The 14,672-nt window shown below is 35.1% G+C and carries 13 protein-coding genes; 8 read left to right on the top strand and 5 right to left on the bottom strand.

The annotated features are described in order from the left end of the window. Positions 1-105 precede the first annotated feature (105 nt). Positions 106-564 carry a flavodoxin gene (locus MHI02_RS14805; protein ID WP_047184780.1) on the top strand — a complete coding sequence of 153 codons (459 nt, stop codon included), beginning with the start codon at positions 106-108 and terminating at the stop codon, positions 562-564. A 44-nt stretch (positions 565-608) separates the two neighbouring features. Here MHI02_RS14805 and MHI02_RS14800 read toward each other — a convergent pair whose 3' ends face one another. Continuing rightward, positions 609-1,931 (bottom strand): short-chain fatty acid transporter, encoded by a 1,323-nt coding sequence (locus MHI02_RS14800; protein ID WP_047184779.1) that lies wholly within the window; start codon positions 1,929-1,931, stop codon positions 609-611. Between the two features lie 279 nt (positions 1,932-2,210). On the opposite strand from MHI02_RS14800, the gene MHI02_RS14795 reads away from it, so the two are divergent. The 3 genes from MHI02_RS14795 (at position 2,211) to MHI02_RS14785 (ending at position 6,084) form a co-directional block, all read left to right on the top strand. Next, positions 2,211-4,214 (top strand): chemotaxis protein CheA, encoded by a 2,004-nt coding sequence (locus tag MHI02_RS14795; protein ID WP_341166010.1) that lies wholly within the window; start codon positions 2,211-2,213, stop codon positions 4,212-4,214. Between the two features lie 19 nt (positions 4,215-4,233). Next, positions 4,234-4,692: a chemotaxis protein CheW gene (locus MHI02_RS14790; RefSeq protein ID WP_047184777.1), complete on the top strand. Its 459-nt coding sequence runs from the start codon at positions 4,234-4,236 to the stop codon at positions 4,690-4,692. Between the two features lie 657 nt (positions 4,693-5,349). Further along, on the top strand, positions 5,350-6,084 hold the full coding sequence (locus tag MHI02_RS14785) for a Cof-type HAD-IIB family hydrolase (RefSeq protein ID WP_047184776.1): 735 nt from the start codon (positions 5,350-5,352) through the stop codon (positions 6,082-6,084). Between the two features lie 121 nt (positions 6,085-6,205). Here the strand turns inward: MHI02_RS14785 and MHI02_RS14780 are convergent, their stop codons facing one another. Beyond that, complete coding sequence (locus MHI02_RS14780) at positions 6,206-7,213, bottom strand: YeiH family protein (RefSeq protein WP_216883367.1); 1,008 nt, start codon at positions 7,211-7,213, stop codon at positions 6,206-6,208. 119 nt (positions 7,214-7,332) lie between these two features. Here MHI02_RS14780 and MHI02_RS14775 point away from each other — a divergent pair, with 119 nt between their 5' ends. From MHI02_RS14775 to MHI02_RS14760, 4 genes are all read left to right on the top strand, one after another. Beyond that, positions 7,333-8,208: a LysR family transcriptional regulator gene (locus MHI02_RS14775; RefSeq protein ID WP_047184774.1), complete on the top strand. Its 876-nt coding sequence runs from the start codon at positions 7,333-7,335 to the stop codon at positions 8,206-8,208. A gap of 90 nt (positions 8,209-8,298) precedes the next feature. Further along, positions 8,299-8,481 carry a cold-shock protein gene (locus tag MHI02_RS14770; protein WP_047184773.1) on the top strand — a complete coding sequence of 61 codons (183 nt, stop codon included), beginning with the start codon at positions 8,299-8,301 and terminating at the stop codon, positions 8,479-8,481. A 429-nt stretch (positions 8,482-8,910) separates the two neighbouring features. Then, positions 8,911-9,948, top strand: coding sequence for a hypothetical protein (locus tag MHI02_RS14765; RefSeq protein WP_047184772.1), 1,038 nt, complete (start codon positions 8,911-8,913; stop codon positions 9,946-9,948). 168 nt (positions 9,949-10,116) lie between these two features. Continuing rightward, on the top strand, positions 10,117-10,572 hold the full coding sequence (locus tag MHI02_RS14760; RefSeq protein ID WP_047184771.1) for an IDEAL domain-containing protein: 456 nt from the start codon (positions 10,117-10,119) through the stop codon (positions 10,570-10,572). A gap of 34 nt (positions 10,573-10,606) precedes the next feature. Here MHI02_RS14760 and MHI02_RS14755 read toward each other — a convergent pair whose 3' ends face one another. The 3 genes from MHI02_RS14755 to MHI02_RS14745 form a co-directional block, all read right to left on the bottom strand. Further along, the gene (locus MHI02_RS14755) at positions 10,607-12,613 is read right to left on the bottom strand and encodes a penicillin-binding transpeptidase domain-containing protein (protein ID WP_216883366.1); all 2,007 of its coding nucleotides are present in this window, start codon (positions 12,611-12,613) and stop codon (positions 10,607-10,609) included. Positions 12,614-12,714: 101 nt separating this feature from the next. Next, positions 12,715-13,653 (bottom strand): LCP family glycopolymer transferase, encoded by a 939-nt coding sequence (locus tag MHI02_RS14750; protein ID WP_216883365.1) that lies wholly within the window; start codon positions 13,651-13,653, stop codon positions 12,715-12,717. Positions 13,654-13,867: 214 nt separating this feature from the next. Beyond that, complete coding sequence (locus MHI02_RS14745; RefSeq protein ID WP_216883364.1) at positions 13,868-14,464, bottom strand: class D sortase; 597 nt, start codon at positions 14,462-14,464, stop codon at positions 13,868-13,870. Between the last annotated feature and the right edge of the window lie 208 nt (positions 14,465-14,672).

The raw sequence follows: 14,672 nt of genomic DNA, 5'->3' as shown, positions 1-14,672 counted from the left end.
CTTCTTTATTATTAAAAGAGTCATCAATTTGTTAAAAATTATTTACGTTATATCTTGATATTGATAATCATTATCAATTAAACTAAATCTAAGGAGGAGACACTAATGAGTGATATTTTAGTTCTTTACGCTAGCGTAAGTGGAAATACGGAAATGATAGCTAGAATTATTATCGATTCCTTGAAGGAAAAGAATATAGAATTTGATGTAAAAGTATTTGATGAAGATCCAATAAAAGCAAAAGATATCTTAGAATATGACGCCATTTTAATGGGGGTATATACATGGACGGATGGTGAATTACCATTTGAAGTTGAGGATTTCTATGATGGTGTATCCGATCTAGATTTAACTGGAAAAGTTTGTGGGGTGTTCGGCTCAGGGGATCAGTTTTATGATCATTTTTGTGGAGCTGTGGACATCATGTATGAACAATTTGAAGAGGTTGGAGCAACGATGATTGCTCATAAGGTGAAAGTAGATATGGATCCTGAGGGGGAAGAAATTATGGAATGTCAACGCTTAGCGGAAGAATTTTGTGAATTGGTCGGTGAAATAGTATAAAGGATCCCGAGCCGAATTTGGCTCGAGAATCTCTTATTCTTTTTCTAAAATATCAACAATCCCAATGCGATAGGAATAAAGCTAAATAATAGAATCATGACACAAAATCCCATAATATCACGAACTTTCAAACCGGCAATGGCAAGTACAGGTAATGCCCAGAACGGCTGAATCATATTGGTCCACGCATCTCCCCAAGCCACAGCCATCGCTGTCTTCGCAATATCAGCATTAAGCAGAATTGCTGCATCTATCATAATTGGACCTTGTACTGCCCATTGTCCACCACCAGAGGGAATAAAGAAGTTGACAATACCGGCACTAATAAAGGTAAAGAATGGTAAAGTATAGTCTGATGAAAAGCTAACAAACCAATTAGAAATCATATGAGAGAGTCCGGAACCAATCATCATTCCCATAATCCCCGCATAAAACGGAAATTGAATAATGATTCCACCAGCATTTTTAATACCTTCTGTAACAGTATCAAGGAATCTTTTCGGAGTACGGTGGAAAAGAATTCCTAAAAATAAGAATGTAAAATTCACAATATTAATGTTTAGGTCAAGCTCATTCCATACAAAATGATAAAAAATAAATACCAATCCCATCATTCCGATAACGAGGGATACGAGTTGGCTATTTTCTAATTTTTCGGCTGGTGTATCGGGAACGAAGTCATCTTCTTTTTCATCTTCCTCAGGTATGTTTAAATTAGAAAACTTTGTTTGAGCACCTATGTTAGAACTTTTTAAAAGAAATCGATTAAAAATAGGTAAGGTAATTAACATTGTGATCACAACGAAAATATTGAAGGGACTAAATATGGTTTCTGCAACGGGGATTAATTGTATTTTATCTTCTAAAAAGTGGCCGGGAGTTGCTATTGTAAGTGGAATGGATCCAGAAAAACCGCCATGCCATACTAACATCCCGCTGTAAGCACTTGCGATTAGAATGCGGTAATCAACAGCAGGAACACGTCTCGCAACGTGAATGGCAAAAAGTGCTCCAACAACAAGTCCAAATCCATAGTTGATTAAACAAGCAATAATGGCAACAAACGTAACTAAAAAGACTGCTTGTGGAGGTGTTTTTGCTAGAGAACTAAGTTTCGTTAATAGTTTCTTCACAATGGGTGTACTAGCTAAAATATAACCAGTTACAACAACTAAAGACATCTGCATTGCAAAAGCAAGCAAATCCCAAAAACCTGTTCCCCAGTGTTCTACCATTTGGACCGGTCCACTATCCGTAAAGATAATACCTAGAATAAACACGACAAAAGTTAAAATGATAGCAAAAAGAAAGGCATCTGGTAAATAACGCTGAACCATTCGATCAAAGAACGATGTTAAAGCTTTCATCGTTATACACTCCTCCTTTTTGGACTGATAGCGATTTCATAAAAGAGTATATGCAAAATAAAAAATAAATAGCCCATTTTATTTGGACAATATTAACTTACATAAGAAATAATATGAAAATGGCTTCATATATGAAGAAAATTTTCCGATATAGTAAGATAGAACTAGAAAATTATATTCTTCTTGATTTGTACGTAAATCATGTCGATATTAGAATAAAGAACGTTAACAATGTTAGGTGAAAAAACGATATACATATAGCAGAAAGAAGGAAACGGAATGGAGACAGATCAGTATTTAGATATGTTTTTGGACGAAAGTCGTGAACATTTGCAAGCAGTTAATGATCATATTTTAGAATTAGAAAAGCAGCCAGACAACATAGATTTAGTAAATGAAATTTTCCGCTCCGCTCATACATTAAAAGGAATGGCAGCGACTATGGGGTTTGAAGATATTGCTTCTTTAACGCATAAGATGGAAAACGTATTAGACGGAATAAGAAACTATAAATTAAATGTTACAACAGAAGTTATCGATGTTATTTTCGTTGCCATTGAATATTTGGAAAATATGGTGGATTCCATTGCCGCTGGAAATGATGGAAAAAAGGACGTTACAGATCTAGTGGCTCGTTTGGATATGATTGAAAAAGGAAAGTCTATAAAAAATGAGGGTGTCCAAGAGGTTGCTGCTACATTAGAAGCGGGGACGCCCACCGAATTACAATTAGATCAGTTTCAATTAGAGATTGTTCAACAAGCAAAGGAACTAGGAATCAATGCTTATCAACTAACAGTCTCTTTAGAAGACGAATGCATTTTAAAAGGTGCACGTGCTTATATGGTTTTCGATGTTATGGAAAAGAACGGTGACATCATTAAGACAAACCCTGCCATTGAAGATATAGAAGAAGGAAACTTTGACGATTCATTTTCCTTCGTCTATGTATCTAGTGAACCTCCCGAAAATATACAGGAACAGGTTTCAAAAGTTTCTGAGGTTAAAAATGTTGAGATTGTTCGTTTTGTAGTGGATAATAACTCTTCTCAACAGCAAAAACAAACAGAAGAAAAGGTAGAAAAAAAAGGTAAAAAAGTAGCTGATGAAAAGTCAGAAGTTACTCACCATACATCTAAAACTATCCGTGTGAATCTTGAACGAATTGATGATTTATTAAATATTTTTGAAGAAGTAATTATTGATCGTGGACGTTTAGAAGTTATTTCAGAGGTATTTGATAATCAAGAGTTGACAGATACAGTTGAACACCTGGGGCGAGTGACTTCAGAAATGCAAAATTTAATTTTGTCCATGCGTATGGTTCCGATTGAACAAGTATTTAATCGATTCCCAAGAATGATTCGTGGGCTTGCTAAAGAACTGAATAAGAAAATAAATTTGGAAATAATCGGATCAGAAACGGAATTAGACCGAACTGTTATTGATGAAATTGGTGATCCGTTAGTTCATTTAATCCGTAATTCGATAGATCATGGAATTGAACTACCGGAAGTAAGAGCGCAAGCGGGAAAATCAGAAGAAGGCCATTTAATATTAAGAGCGTATCATAGTGGGAACCATGTCTTTATCGAAATAGAAGACGATGGCGCGGGAATTAATCGTGAAAAAGTACAAATGAAAGCAATTGAAAAAGGATTAATATTAGCAGAAGAGGCTGAATTATTATCCGATGATGAAATTGCAAACTTTATCCTTTCATCAGGATTTAGTACGGCCGACCAAATATCGGATATTTCTGGTCGTGGTGTCGGTTTAGATGTTGTAAAAAGCAAGATGGAAGCATTAGGTGGGGAAATAAGTATTAAAACGGAAAAAGGGAAAGGAAGTATTTTCTCTATTCAATTACCGTTAACCCTTTCTATTATTGCTACTTTACTTGTAAAGGTGAAACATGAAACATATGCAATCCCTCTATCTTCTATTATTGAAACAGTCTTATTACAAGATGAACAAATTTTAAGTGCACACGGCAGAAAAGTGATGGACTTTCGAGGACAAGTGGTTCCACTTGTTTCTTTATCTGAAGTTTTCGAGGTTCCAATACGAGAGGAAAAGAATGAAAAATACCATGCTGTAGTTGTCGTGAAGAAAGGTGAGAAATTAACTGGGCTAATTGTCGATTCTTTTATAGGTCAAAAAGAAGTCGTATTAAAATCACTCGGCTCCTACTTAAAAGATGTATTTGCCATTTCAGGCGCAACCATTTTAGGTGATGGCGAAGTAGCATTAATTATTGATCCAAATGCTTTGATTAAATGATGAAAAATGAGGTGATTAAATGGATGAGATGACAAAATATATTATATTTAAACTTCAAAATCAATCATTCGGAGTGGATGTTCAACAAATTATTTCCATTGAGCGGATTCAAGAAATAACCGAAGTACCAAGGACATCCGAGTTTATTAAAGGTGTTACGCATATAAGGGGAGAGACTACCCCAGTAGTTGACCTGCGGGAAAGACTACTAATGGAGCAAAAGGATTATACAGACAGTAGTAGAATCTTAGTCGTACAAATAAAAGACATGCAAATCGGCCTAATCGTTGATGCGGCAACAGAAGTAAAAGATATTAACCAAGAATTAATTAAACCCGCACCTTCCTATGTAGGTGGTGTAAAAGATACATTTGTCAGTGGTGTAGCAAATTTAGAAGACGGTCTGTTAATTATTCTAGATTTAGAAACGATAATCAACCTTGAGGAAACAAATGAGCTTCAAGAAGTAATCGATTAAAGCATGAATAAAAGGTAGTTTGATAAAGGTTAGGAACCTATATCAAATTACTCTTTTTGTTATTGGGAAAGTATAGAAGTTCTACCAAAATACGTGCATCTAAGGCATTCGCGAAAGCTTTTGGGGCATTACCTAGTTTTTTAGCAGAGAAGAAAGTATAAAAATTTAGCTTATTAAATCTTTTCATAGGGAAGGCCGCGTCCAGCTCCAGCGCCCAGCGACTAGCGAGACTTCCTTCACCTCCGTACGATAAGTCAACATCGACTCACTCCGTTCGTCGTGTTTCCTTTATCTCCTGCGGCTCAGTCCAGTCCGTACGTCGCTAAACGGGCGCTTGCGCTTTTGTTTAATGGTATTTCATCAACAATATGACATTAAAAATATTAATCGATATTAATAGACAAAATTCAACAGTAAAAAGATTCATATTTCCCAGGAAATGCTTATGTTAGGCCAACATGATTATAAAGGATATAAAGGATCGTCGTATGTATCATATCTAACATGGATAAAAGTAGTAAACAACTCATAGAAGATGAACTACCCAACCATCGTTAATGTTTTTGGTGATAAATGGTTTTCTTATCTTTTTAGCACAACCTTTGATAAAATGGAAAACAGAAACAAATTCGCAAGAGCATCGGGAGGAATGTTGTTATGGATAGTAATATAAAATTAATTGCATTAGATATGGACGGGACATTATTGACATCCAATCAAGAGGTTTCCGATAGAACGAAAAAGGCAATTTCTGAAGCATTAGCAAAAGATGTACATGTTGTTTTAAGTACAGGACGTGCATTAAAAACAGCCTATCGATATGCGGAAGAATTAAAATTACAGTCTTATCTTATAACTGCAAATGGTGGACAAATTTATACGGTAGATAAAGAGTTACTCGATCAACATACATTGGAAACAGAGATGGTAGATAGAATGTGGAACATTGGGAAGGAAATCGGGGTCCACATGTGGCTTATATCTACTGATGACGTGTTCTATGGGGAAGCTCCTGATAATTTACATGATCATGAATGGTTAAAATTTGGCTGTCAATCGGACGATAAAGAGAAGCTAGATAAAATGGTGAAGGAATTATCCTATTACAATAACTTAGAACTCACGAACTCACTACCAACTAATATAGAAGTAAATCCAAAAGGGGTAAGTAAAGCAAATGCTCTTCGTTTTTTATGTGAAAGAATTGGAATTACGATGGACGAAGTAATGGCATGTGGGGACAGTTTAAATGACATTAAAATGATTCAAGAAGCTAAAATTGGTGTAGCAATGGGGAATGCTCAAGAAGCAATTAAAAAGGTAGCAAATCATATTACCGATACGAATGATCATGATGGAGTTGCTAAAGCAATCGAAAAGTTTGTATTGTAATAAGAACAAAGGCGCTGGAGCCGGACGTGGCCTATTCTGAATAATTTTCGACATGCAACAAATTTTATAACTTTCTAAACCATGAAAAAGGCTTGCGTAAGTGCAAGTCTTTTTCTCAATATTAAATTCCTGCAACCCAATACATCAAAATGGAAACAAGAACCGAGGTTATTAACATAGCATAAAAAGGTTTTAATGCTTTTGCTTTCAAATCTTTTAAACTTACATTTAATCCTAGCCCTACCATCGCTGAAGTCAAAATAAACGTAGTAGCGATACTTATAAAACTCATTACCGATTGCGTTACTGGGATATATACTCCTAATACATAACTACCTAATAAACTCATAGCAATAAATCCTAGTAAGAACCATGGAAATGGCACTTTTGTCGGTTCGTTTACGGAACGATTTTGCCGTCTTTTCCAAAAAATGATGACAAAGCATAATGGAACGAGTAAAAATACACGACCTAGTTTTGCCAATAAAGCGATAGCTAAGGCATCTTCCCCGGCTGGTTCTACCGCTAAAGCGACATTAGCAAGTTCGTGCAAGCTAAGTCCTGACCAAATTCCGTATTGAACATCTGAAATAGGCAGAAATGGCAAAAGCAAGGCATAAACAATGGAAAAAACAGTTCCTACTAATGCAATGATTCCCACACTAATTGCGGTATCTTCATCTTTTGGTTTAAGGATTGGAGCTACAGCTGCGATGGCCGCTGCACCGCAAACCCCCGTACCGATACCTAAAAGAAGAGAGATTTTTGAGTCAGCTTTTAATAATTTCGCCAATAATACAGTGACAAGAATAGCAAAGATTATTGTGAGTGCTCCCTTTAATACTAATCCAAGACCATCATGAAAAATTACATCCATATTTAGTTTAAGACCATATAAAATAATCGCAAAACGTAATAAATATTTAGATGAAAATTGTATTCCCGGACGAAAAAACTCTGGGTATCCCCAAATTTGCCTATAAACAATGGCAAGAATGATGGAAACAGCAAGGGGACCAACACGATTAAATATAGGTAGAAGAGCAAGTAAATAACCGATGAAAGCAAATAAAAATGTAAATCCAATTCCTAAGATAAATTTCTTCTTACCTGAAGCTTCATTCATCATTTTTATCTATCCTTTCAACTCCGCTTGCTTTTATTGTAAATTATATTTTATTATAAGGAAAATAAATTATAATGATGGTGATAATAAGTCTTCTTTATTGTATCCATAGGAGGAGTAAAATGGACCAACATCTCATCGTATTCATAGAAGTAGCGGAACGAAAGAATTTCACTCGAGCTGCGGAAGCACTTCACATGACCCAACCTGCTATCAGTCAGTATATAGCCGCATTTGAAAAGGAGATAGGAGTAAAGTTAATTGAAAGAACGAATAAATCAGTAGAATTAAATAAAGCCGGGGAAATGGTTTATCTTTATGCGAAATCCATTGTGAAAGAATATGAGCATATGAAATCACTTATCTCTGATATGAAAAGCGAGCCAGGCGGGGAATTACAAATAGGTGCTAGTTATACGATAGGGGAATATCTTTTACCCAAATTATTAGCAAAACTTCAAGAACAGTATCCTTCTATTATCCCTTATATAACAATAGGGAATACAGAAGATATTGGGTCAAAACTACTACAACGTGACATTGATATTGGTTTAATCGAGGGGGATTTTTTTCATAAACAGATTCATATTGAATCTTTTGCTACAGACGTGATGTACCTTATTGGAAGTAGCGAAGAATTTATTTCTGAACAAAAGATCACACATAAAGAACTTGAAAATCAAACGTGGATCATTCGTGAAGAGGGTTCTGGTACTCGTAGAATGCTTGAGGAGTTTTTGAAATTTAATAAAATAAATCCCAAACGGGTAATAACACTAGGAAGTACACAAACGATTAAGGAAGGAGTAGAATCTGGTTTAGGTATTAGTTTACTTTCTCAACTTACATTTCAAAAGGAATTAGAGTTACATCGGATTGTTAAACTTTCTACCTCAGGAACACCAATAAAGCGGAATTTTTCTATCATTAAATATGATCAAGTTTTTCAACCAAAGACATTACAAGTATTTCAGGAGATAGTTAAGGAATTCGCTTAAACACGTGCTTTATATCACATTTTTAGTGCCCTTTATTTGTCAGATAATAAAGTGTATAATGAAAGTAGGAACAAGAAAGGGGATGCTTTCATGGCTTTTTCACGTGGACCGAAAGAACCGGTTCCAGAGGTGGAAACAAATGTATGGTCATGCACTAGTGAGGAATGTCAAGGATGGATGCGAGAGTCATTTAGCTTTCAAACCGAGCCAGAATGTCCACTATGTCATTCCAATATGGAGCTAGAAGTACGTGTACTTCCCGAAATAAAGTAAGTATCTCCATCATTAAATATAGAAACAGAATAAAAGTTTTATCCAACCTAAATGAGCAGTAAGACTCTTACCTCAAGCTTCTGAAGAAACAAAGAAGGTAGGTATCAACTGTTTGTAAAGGTCCGATAAGTAAGACTAACCATCAGTGGGAGATGAAGGAAACCCCCACTGACGGAAGTCTTCTTTATTATGTTTTTCTTAGAAACCTTGGTTAAGGATACCGGGGTTTTTCTTTTTTAGCAGGTAGGAAAGCATAAAAATCTTTTCCGTCTGGGGCTCCGATTACTCGCCCCACCGTAAAGATTTGCATAAGTGCAACTAAGGCATTCGCTAAAGCCTAGCGAATGCCAAGTTTTCTAATGGGCTAAATTCACATATAGCCCATAAATATCATATTTTATTATAAACATAAATAAAGGATGTGTCTTTTTGAAGAAATATTACGTGACTGGAAATACTGCAAAAGGTTTAGTCAATTACATCTCTTCGAATCTTCAAAACATAAAACAAACCATTATTCTTAAGCATCCATCTGATTCTTTGAAAACAAGTTTAATTCAACAAGTTATAGATTCTTATCAGTCTAACTACGAAATCGAAGTGTTATTAAGTGCACTTAGTTCTAAGTATTTAGATGGTGTTATCATTAGAGAAAAATCACTTGCTGTTATTTGTGACCGAGTGGCAAAAAACAATAAAATACCTAATGCAGTCGAAATTGATTGTAGCTTATTTACAAAAGATAAACCAGCCATTAATACAGAATTAAAGGAAAAAATCATTCATCATACAGAAAAGGCATACAAAAATTTTAGAACAGGATTATCCATACATGATGATTTAGAAGCAATTTATATTAATGAGATGGATTTTGACCGTGCGAATGAACTTGCACAAGAATTTATTCAACGGATTATGAAGAATCAGGAGAAACAAAACCGTAAATCAACAACATATCACCGATTATTTGGAACGAACACTGCCGATGGCGTCGTGAATGAAGTACCACATATTACCGAACGAATGAAAAAGGTTTATTATATTAAAGGTCGGGCGGGAACAGGTAAGTCTACTTTTATGCGTAAAGTTGTAAAATCATGTAAAGAATATGGATTCGATATAGAGGTATATCATTGTAGTTTCGATCCAGGAAGTATGGATATGGTTTTAGTTCCGGAACTTGAATTTTGTATGTTTGACAGTACCGATCCACATGAATTTTTCCCTACACGAGAGGGGGAAGAAATCATTGACCTTTATGAAGAAGCAGTAAAGCCCGGAACTGATGAAAAATATGAAGAACAAATAACTAAAGTTCATAATCATTATAAATCTTTTATGAAACAAGGTGTTAAAGAATTAAAGAAAGCTGGAGAATATCGTGAGAAATATGAAAGCCAGTTTATTTTTACGGAAGAAGATAAGAATGCGATAGTTGAATGTATAAATCAACAAGTGATCCAATAAGAAAAGGGAGGCAGCACTCAATAGAGTACTGTCTTTTTTTCATAAGTAAACCAATCGACAAAATTTTCTAAAAAATTTCACTTGATATATTTGAAAATCTGATGTAAAATGAGTTAACAGAAAATTTAGATAGGGTCTATCGAAAAATTTGGGAGGTTGGTGAGTTGGATGGTTAGTGTAAAAATGCTTAAGCCTTATTATATTAAAACGGATAAAGAGTATGTACGTATCGTTTTAGCATATCAATATTTTTCAGTAGTAATTAATGAAAAAGATTATCAATTTATCCCTATCGAAGCAAATGAGTTCCGTATTAACCGACGAACTCAGAAGGTGGAAAATGTGGATGCTAAATTCGCATTTCAAAATGGGAAAGAGGTAGTATACTTAACTCTCGCAAAATTAATTACTCTCCCAGATTTCTTACAGCAACTTCATTCTATAGCAAGTTCTTATTATATAAAAGATGATGAGGAAAATAACGAAGGCGATATTCAGGAAGATGGTTTTGAAAGCGTAATCATTATTGAAGAACTAGAGAAAATGAATGTAAGAAGGTTAATTGACAAAGCCTTAGACGAAAGAAATGAACAAGCATTTAACGAACTTATAAAGTATCTTTAATAATATTTAAAAAAGCTACTCAAGAGAGTAGCTTTTAACGTTTCATGTTTATAAGAAGATTACTTACTTTTTTTACAGGACTTTCCGTTTTAGATTCATGGCTATTTTCCACCATCATGGCAATTAAGATATCTTGAGAGTCTGTAGGGTATGCGACAAACCATTGATTTTCTGCACCTTTTTCCTCTTGTGTATGTTTTAACTCTGCTGTTCCAGTTTTACCTGAAATCGTAACTTTATCGTTGTTTGCTTCTTTAGCGGTTCCATCTGTTACAACAGCTCTAAGTGCATCTTGGATAGTACTTGCTTGTTCCTTCGTAATGAGACCTTTCTTCCAGAACTGCCCTGTCTCTTCATCAGAGAAAAATGTAGGTTTTAGCATATTTCCATCATTCAAGAAAGTTGTATAAGCTGTAGCAAGGTGAATAGCTGTCATTTGAATTTGCCCTTGACCGTAACTTGAGTCAGCGAGCATTACTTCATTATCGATTTCCCCACTTTTTGAAATAGTCGAAGCAGTTACTGGATAAGTTAATGGAAAATCTTCGCCAATCCCAAAGTTATGAAGGCCTTTTGTGAATTTATCTTTACCCATTTCTAATGCCTGCATGGCAAAATAAATATTATCAGAGCGAACTAATGCATCTTTTAAATCAACTGGACCATTGGAAGTGGAAACACGAGTAACTTTATAATCTCCCCAAGATTCCTTGCCCCACTGTAAGCCATTGATTTCAAATCCTTCGTTAGGCTTAATGACTCCGTTTTCTAATCCAATTGCTGCCGTAATAGGCTTGAATGCAGAACCTGGAGCAAACGTAGAAACAATTCGATTGATTAAAGGTAATTGTTCATCTTTATCTAAAGCTTCCATATAGCCTTCAGTTGTGCCATACATCACCTTATTCGGATCGAAACTAGGGCTACTCACAAGTGCCAGTGTTTCACCCGTTTTAGGATCAATAGCCGCAGCTGTACCCGCATCTTCTCCGTATGAATCATATAATTCTTCTTGTAAGTTAATATCTAGAGTGAGAGTAAGATTTTTGCCATTTTCAACTTCTTTTTCAGCTAAAACAACTTTTTCATTGTTTTCTTTTTCAATATAAATAGTAGCACCAGGCTCGCCTTTTAATTGTTCTTCATATAGTCTTTCTAAACCCCTAGCGCCAATCATGTCGTCGGCAGCATATTTACTTTCATCAAATTCCTCAAAATCTTCGGCACGAACTGTTCTTAAATAACCGGTTAGATGAGCAGTGGATTCACCACCTGGATAAACTCGTCCATTTACAGTATTAATTTGAACGCCACTAATTTGTAATAATTGATTTTTTACTTTTTCATTATCTTTTGTGATTTTCGCAATCGGTACTGCCCATTCTGGCTGTACCCAGCTTTGATTTAATTTCCCATCAATACTTTCAACCGATACACCTAGAAGTTTTGCAATGTCTTTTTTCGCTTGGTCAGCCGATTCTCCTAATTTATCAGGAATAACACTGACTTCATAAATATCATCATTCAGAGCTAGAGGCATTTGATTTCTGTCTAAAATTTCTCCCCGTTTTGGTTCAGTTGTCGTATATTTAATTTCTCCACCATTTTTCAAATCTGGAAAAATAAAACCAGGATCCCAGTCCACAAACCAATTTCGATTTTCACCTTCACCTTCAAGCTTTAATGTAGCTTTATAATTAAATTGGATTGGCCCTCCAATCGTATTCATTTCAACACGGAAGGGGATTTTAGCAACTCCTTTGTCCATTGCAGCATCTAAATCATCATCTTTGATTGGACTAAAGGTAACCTTTAAATCGGTTACGTTAAGATCGTTATATAACTTTTCGTTACGTAGCACAGATTCTTCTGCTGAGAAAGTAGATTTTGCTTCCGAAGTAAACATATCATACAACTTTTCATACTTTTGTTCATTCCAGTCACTAACGAACGAATCGAAACGTTCATTCGGAGTGACGCGATCATCGGAACAAGCAACAAGCAAGATAAGAATAAATAACATAAATATTCTTTTTCTCATTATGTGACCCCCCATAAATTTCTTTTAACATTATAACACTAAACCGTTTTCTTCTAAATGAAAAGCCACGCTGTCTCGCAACAGGTGACTTTAAAGATGACTTATTTTGCTTCCATGTGGTTAGTTATTTCAGTATTTATCCGATTAAACTCTGATTCAGGTACAACGTAGTAATATACTCCGTTCATTTTTTGGCCATTACCTTTGATTTGTAGGGTTTCAATATTTTTTCTTGTACCTAAATAATTTGAGAATAGGTTTTGAATTTTTTTCATATCCAAATCGGTTTGAACATTGGACCCAACTATTCCTAAAATATCCCCAAATTTAGTAATGCTCGAAAAGTCTGCTGCTTCATCAATTGCAGCTGCAATAACTTGTCTTTGGCGATCATTACGTCCAAAGTCTCCACGTGGATCGTTTTTTCTCATTCTGGTATATTCAAGTGCTTTTTTTCCATCTAAGTGAATTTCTCCTTCTGGGAAACTATACCCACCTTGATTAAAAGCAAATGTATTATTAACAGTTACACCGCCTATTGCATCTATACCTTCTATGAAACCTTCCATATTGATACGACCATACACATGAATCGGTATATCAAATGTTTCTTCCACCGTTTGTACGGATAACTCAGGTCCACCGAATGCATAAGCATGATTTATTTTATCCATACCACGACCGGGAATGTTCACATAAGTGTCTCTTGGTATACTTAACATTTCCATTGAGTTCGTATTCGGATTTAATGATAATAGAATCATCGTATCTGAACGCCCTCTGTCACCAGCACGTTCGTCCACACCAAGTAGTAGTGCATTTATACTTTCTTTTTGTTTAAATCGACCTTCTGTTTCTTTGTAACGGTCATCATTTCCTTCTAAAGGATTGTGCATCGTTTCTACTGTATTTCCAAGTTGATTCCACACATAAAATCCAAAACCAACAACTGCGAGTATGAAGGCAAGGATGATTCCTCCTACCCAATAGAGCCATTTTCTTTTCTTATTATTTTTACGATTATTTTTTCTAGAATCCACTCGAATTCTCCTCTGATTGTTTATTTTTGTGAACTAAGAAATTTCAATAAATCAGCTGATTAAAGCCTGTCCCTGGGAAGGCCACGTCCACAAAATCCTGTATAAATTATAACCGAATTGTCGAAACTCGTCTACGAAATTTTGACTTTCCTTTAGATTATGTGGGAAAGCATTAATTATAAATGAAAAAATAACCAGTAAAAAAAGGAACAACTTACTTGTCCCCATTTCCAACTGGTAACGCAGTGATAATATAACGATCAGGAGCGCTTCCTATAAAGTTAAAAGGATAACATGTAGTAACGGTTAAAATTTCTTTCCCTTGTGGTTTAATAATCGTTCGGTCATCTGCACCCACTATTTTAGTATCTACAATTTCATAGGAAAATTCACCATAAGGAAGTTTTACAGTCAATATATCCCCAAGCTCTAACTCTCCCATTCGTTTAAATACCGTATCGCGATGACCTGATAATACAATTTGTTCTCCTTGTGTCGGATAAGCCGACCCTTTATAATGACCAACACCTTTTTCCAAATCATCCTCATCTGTTCCTTCGACTATAGGAAGATTGGATTCCAGTTTTGGGATATGTAGGATTCCAGCTGTTTCCCCCATTGATGGTGAAAAATGAGAACCATCGATTTTAACTTCGTCTTCCGATTGAATTTCTTCGGTGGAGTCGTTAATTAAATCCTTCGCTTCTGCCAAACTATTTTTCTGTGCAGTTTCTGTAGTATACCATTGATAACAACCAATACCGAGAAAGACAATTCCTGCAGTGATTAATAACATAGAAAAAATGCGCATAAGTTCATACTCCTCATTAGTACTACTTTTCATTATATATAGGATTTGAAAAACATGGAAGATGTGAAGTTAACTACATATTTGTTCTTTATAGTGATATTTTATATTTAAATATATTCAAAATGATAAGAAAGTAAGAGATAAATGATGGAAACTAAAGAAAAGTGTTCTTTATAACGCAAAAACAGGAAATTTTAGAACTTTCCTT

Source organism: Oceanobacillus sp. FSL K6-0118, from assembly GCF_038006665.1.
GTDB lineage: Bacteria > Bacillota > Bacilli > Bacillales > Amphibacillaceae > Oceanobacillus > Oceanobacillus caeni.
Note: the sequence above shows the minus strand (reverse complement) of the source record. Positions and strands in the feature narration are given on the sequence as shown.

Coding starts and splice junctions, on each gene's coding strand:
- MHI02_RS14805 (WP_047184780.1), top strand. CDS start 106: ATGAGTGATATTTTAGTTCTTTACGCTAGCGTAAGTGGAAATACGGAA.
- MHI02_RS14800 (WP_047184779.1), bottom strand. CDS start 1,931: ATGAAAGCTTTAACATCGTTCTTTGATCGAATGGTTCAGCGTTATTTA.
- MHI02_RS14795 (WP_341166010.1), top strand. CDS start 2,211: ATGGAGACAGATCAGTATTTAGATATGTTTTTGGACGAAAGTCGTGAA.
- MHI02_RS14790 (WP_047184777.1), top strand. CDS start 4,234: ATGGATGAGATGACAAAATATATTATATTTAAACTTCAAAATCAATCA.
- MHI02_RS14785 (WP_047184776.1), top strand. CDS start 5,350: ATGGATAGTAATATAAAATTAATTGCATTAGATATGGACGGGACATTA.
- MHI02_RS14780 (WP_216883367.1), bottom strand. CDS start 7,213: ATGATGAATGAAGCTTCAGGTAAGAAGAAATTTATCTTAGGAATTGGA.
- MHI02_RS14775 (WP_047184774.1), top strand. CDS start 7,333: ATGGACCAACATCTCATCGTATTCATAGAAGTAGCGGAACGAAAGAAT.
- MHI02_RS14770 (WP_047184773.1), top strand. CDS start 8,299: ATGGCTTTTTCACGTGGACCGAAAGAACCGGTTCCAGAGGTGGAAACA.
- MHI02_RS14760 (WP_047184771.1), top strand. CDS start 10,117: ATGGTTAGTGTAAAAATGCTTAAGCCTTATTATATTAAAACGGATAAA.
- MHI02_RS14755 (WP_216883366.1), bottom strand. CDS start 12,613: ATGAGAAAAAGAATATTTATGTTATTTATTCTTATCTTGCTTGTTGCT.
- MHI02_RS14745 (WP_216883364.1), bottom strand. CDS start 14,464: ATGCGCATTTTTTCTATGTTATTAATCACTGCAGGAATTGTCTTTCTC.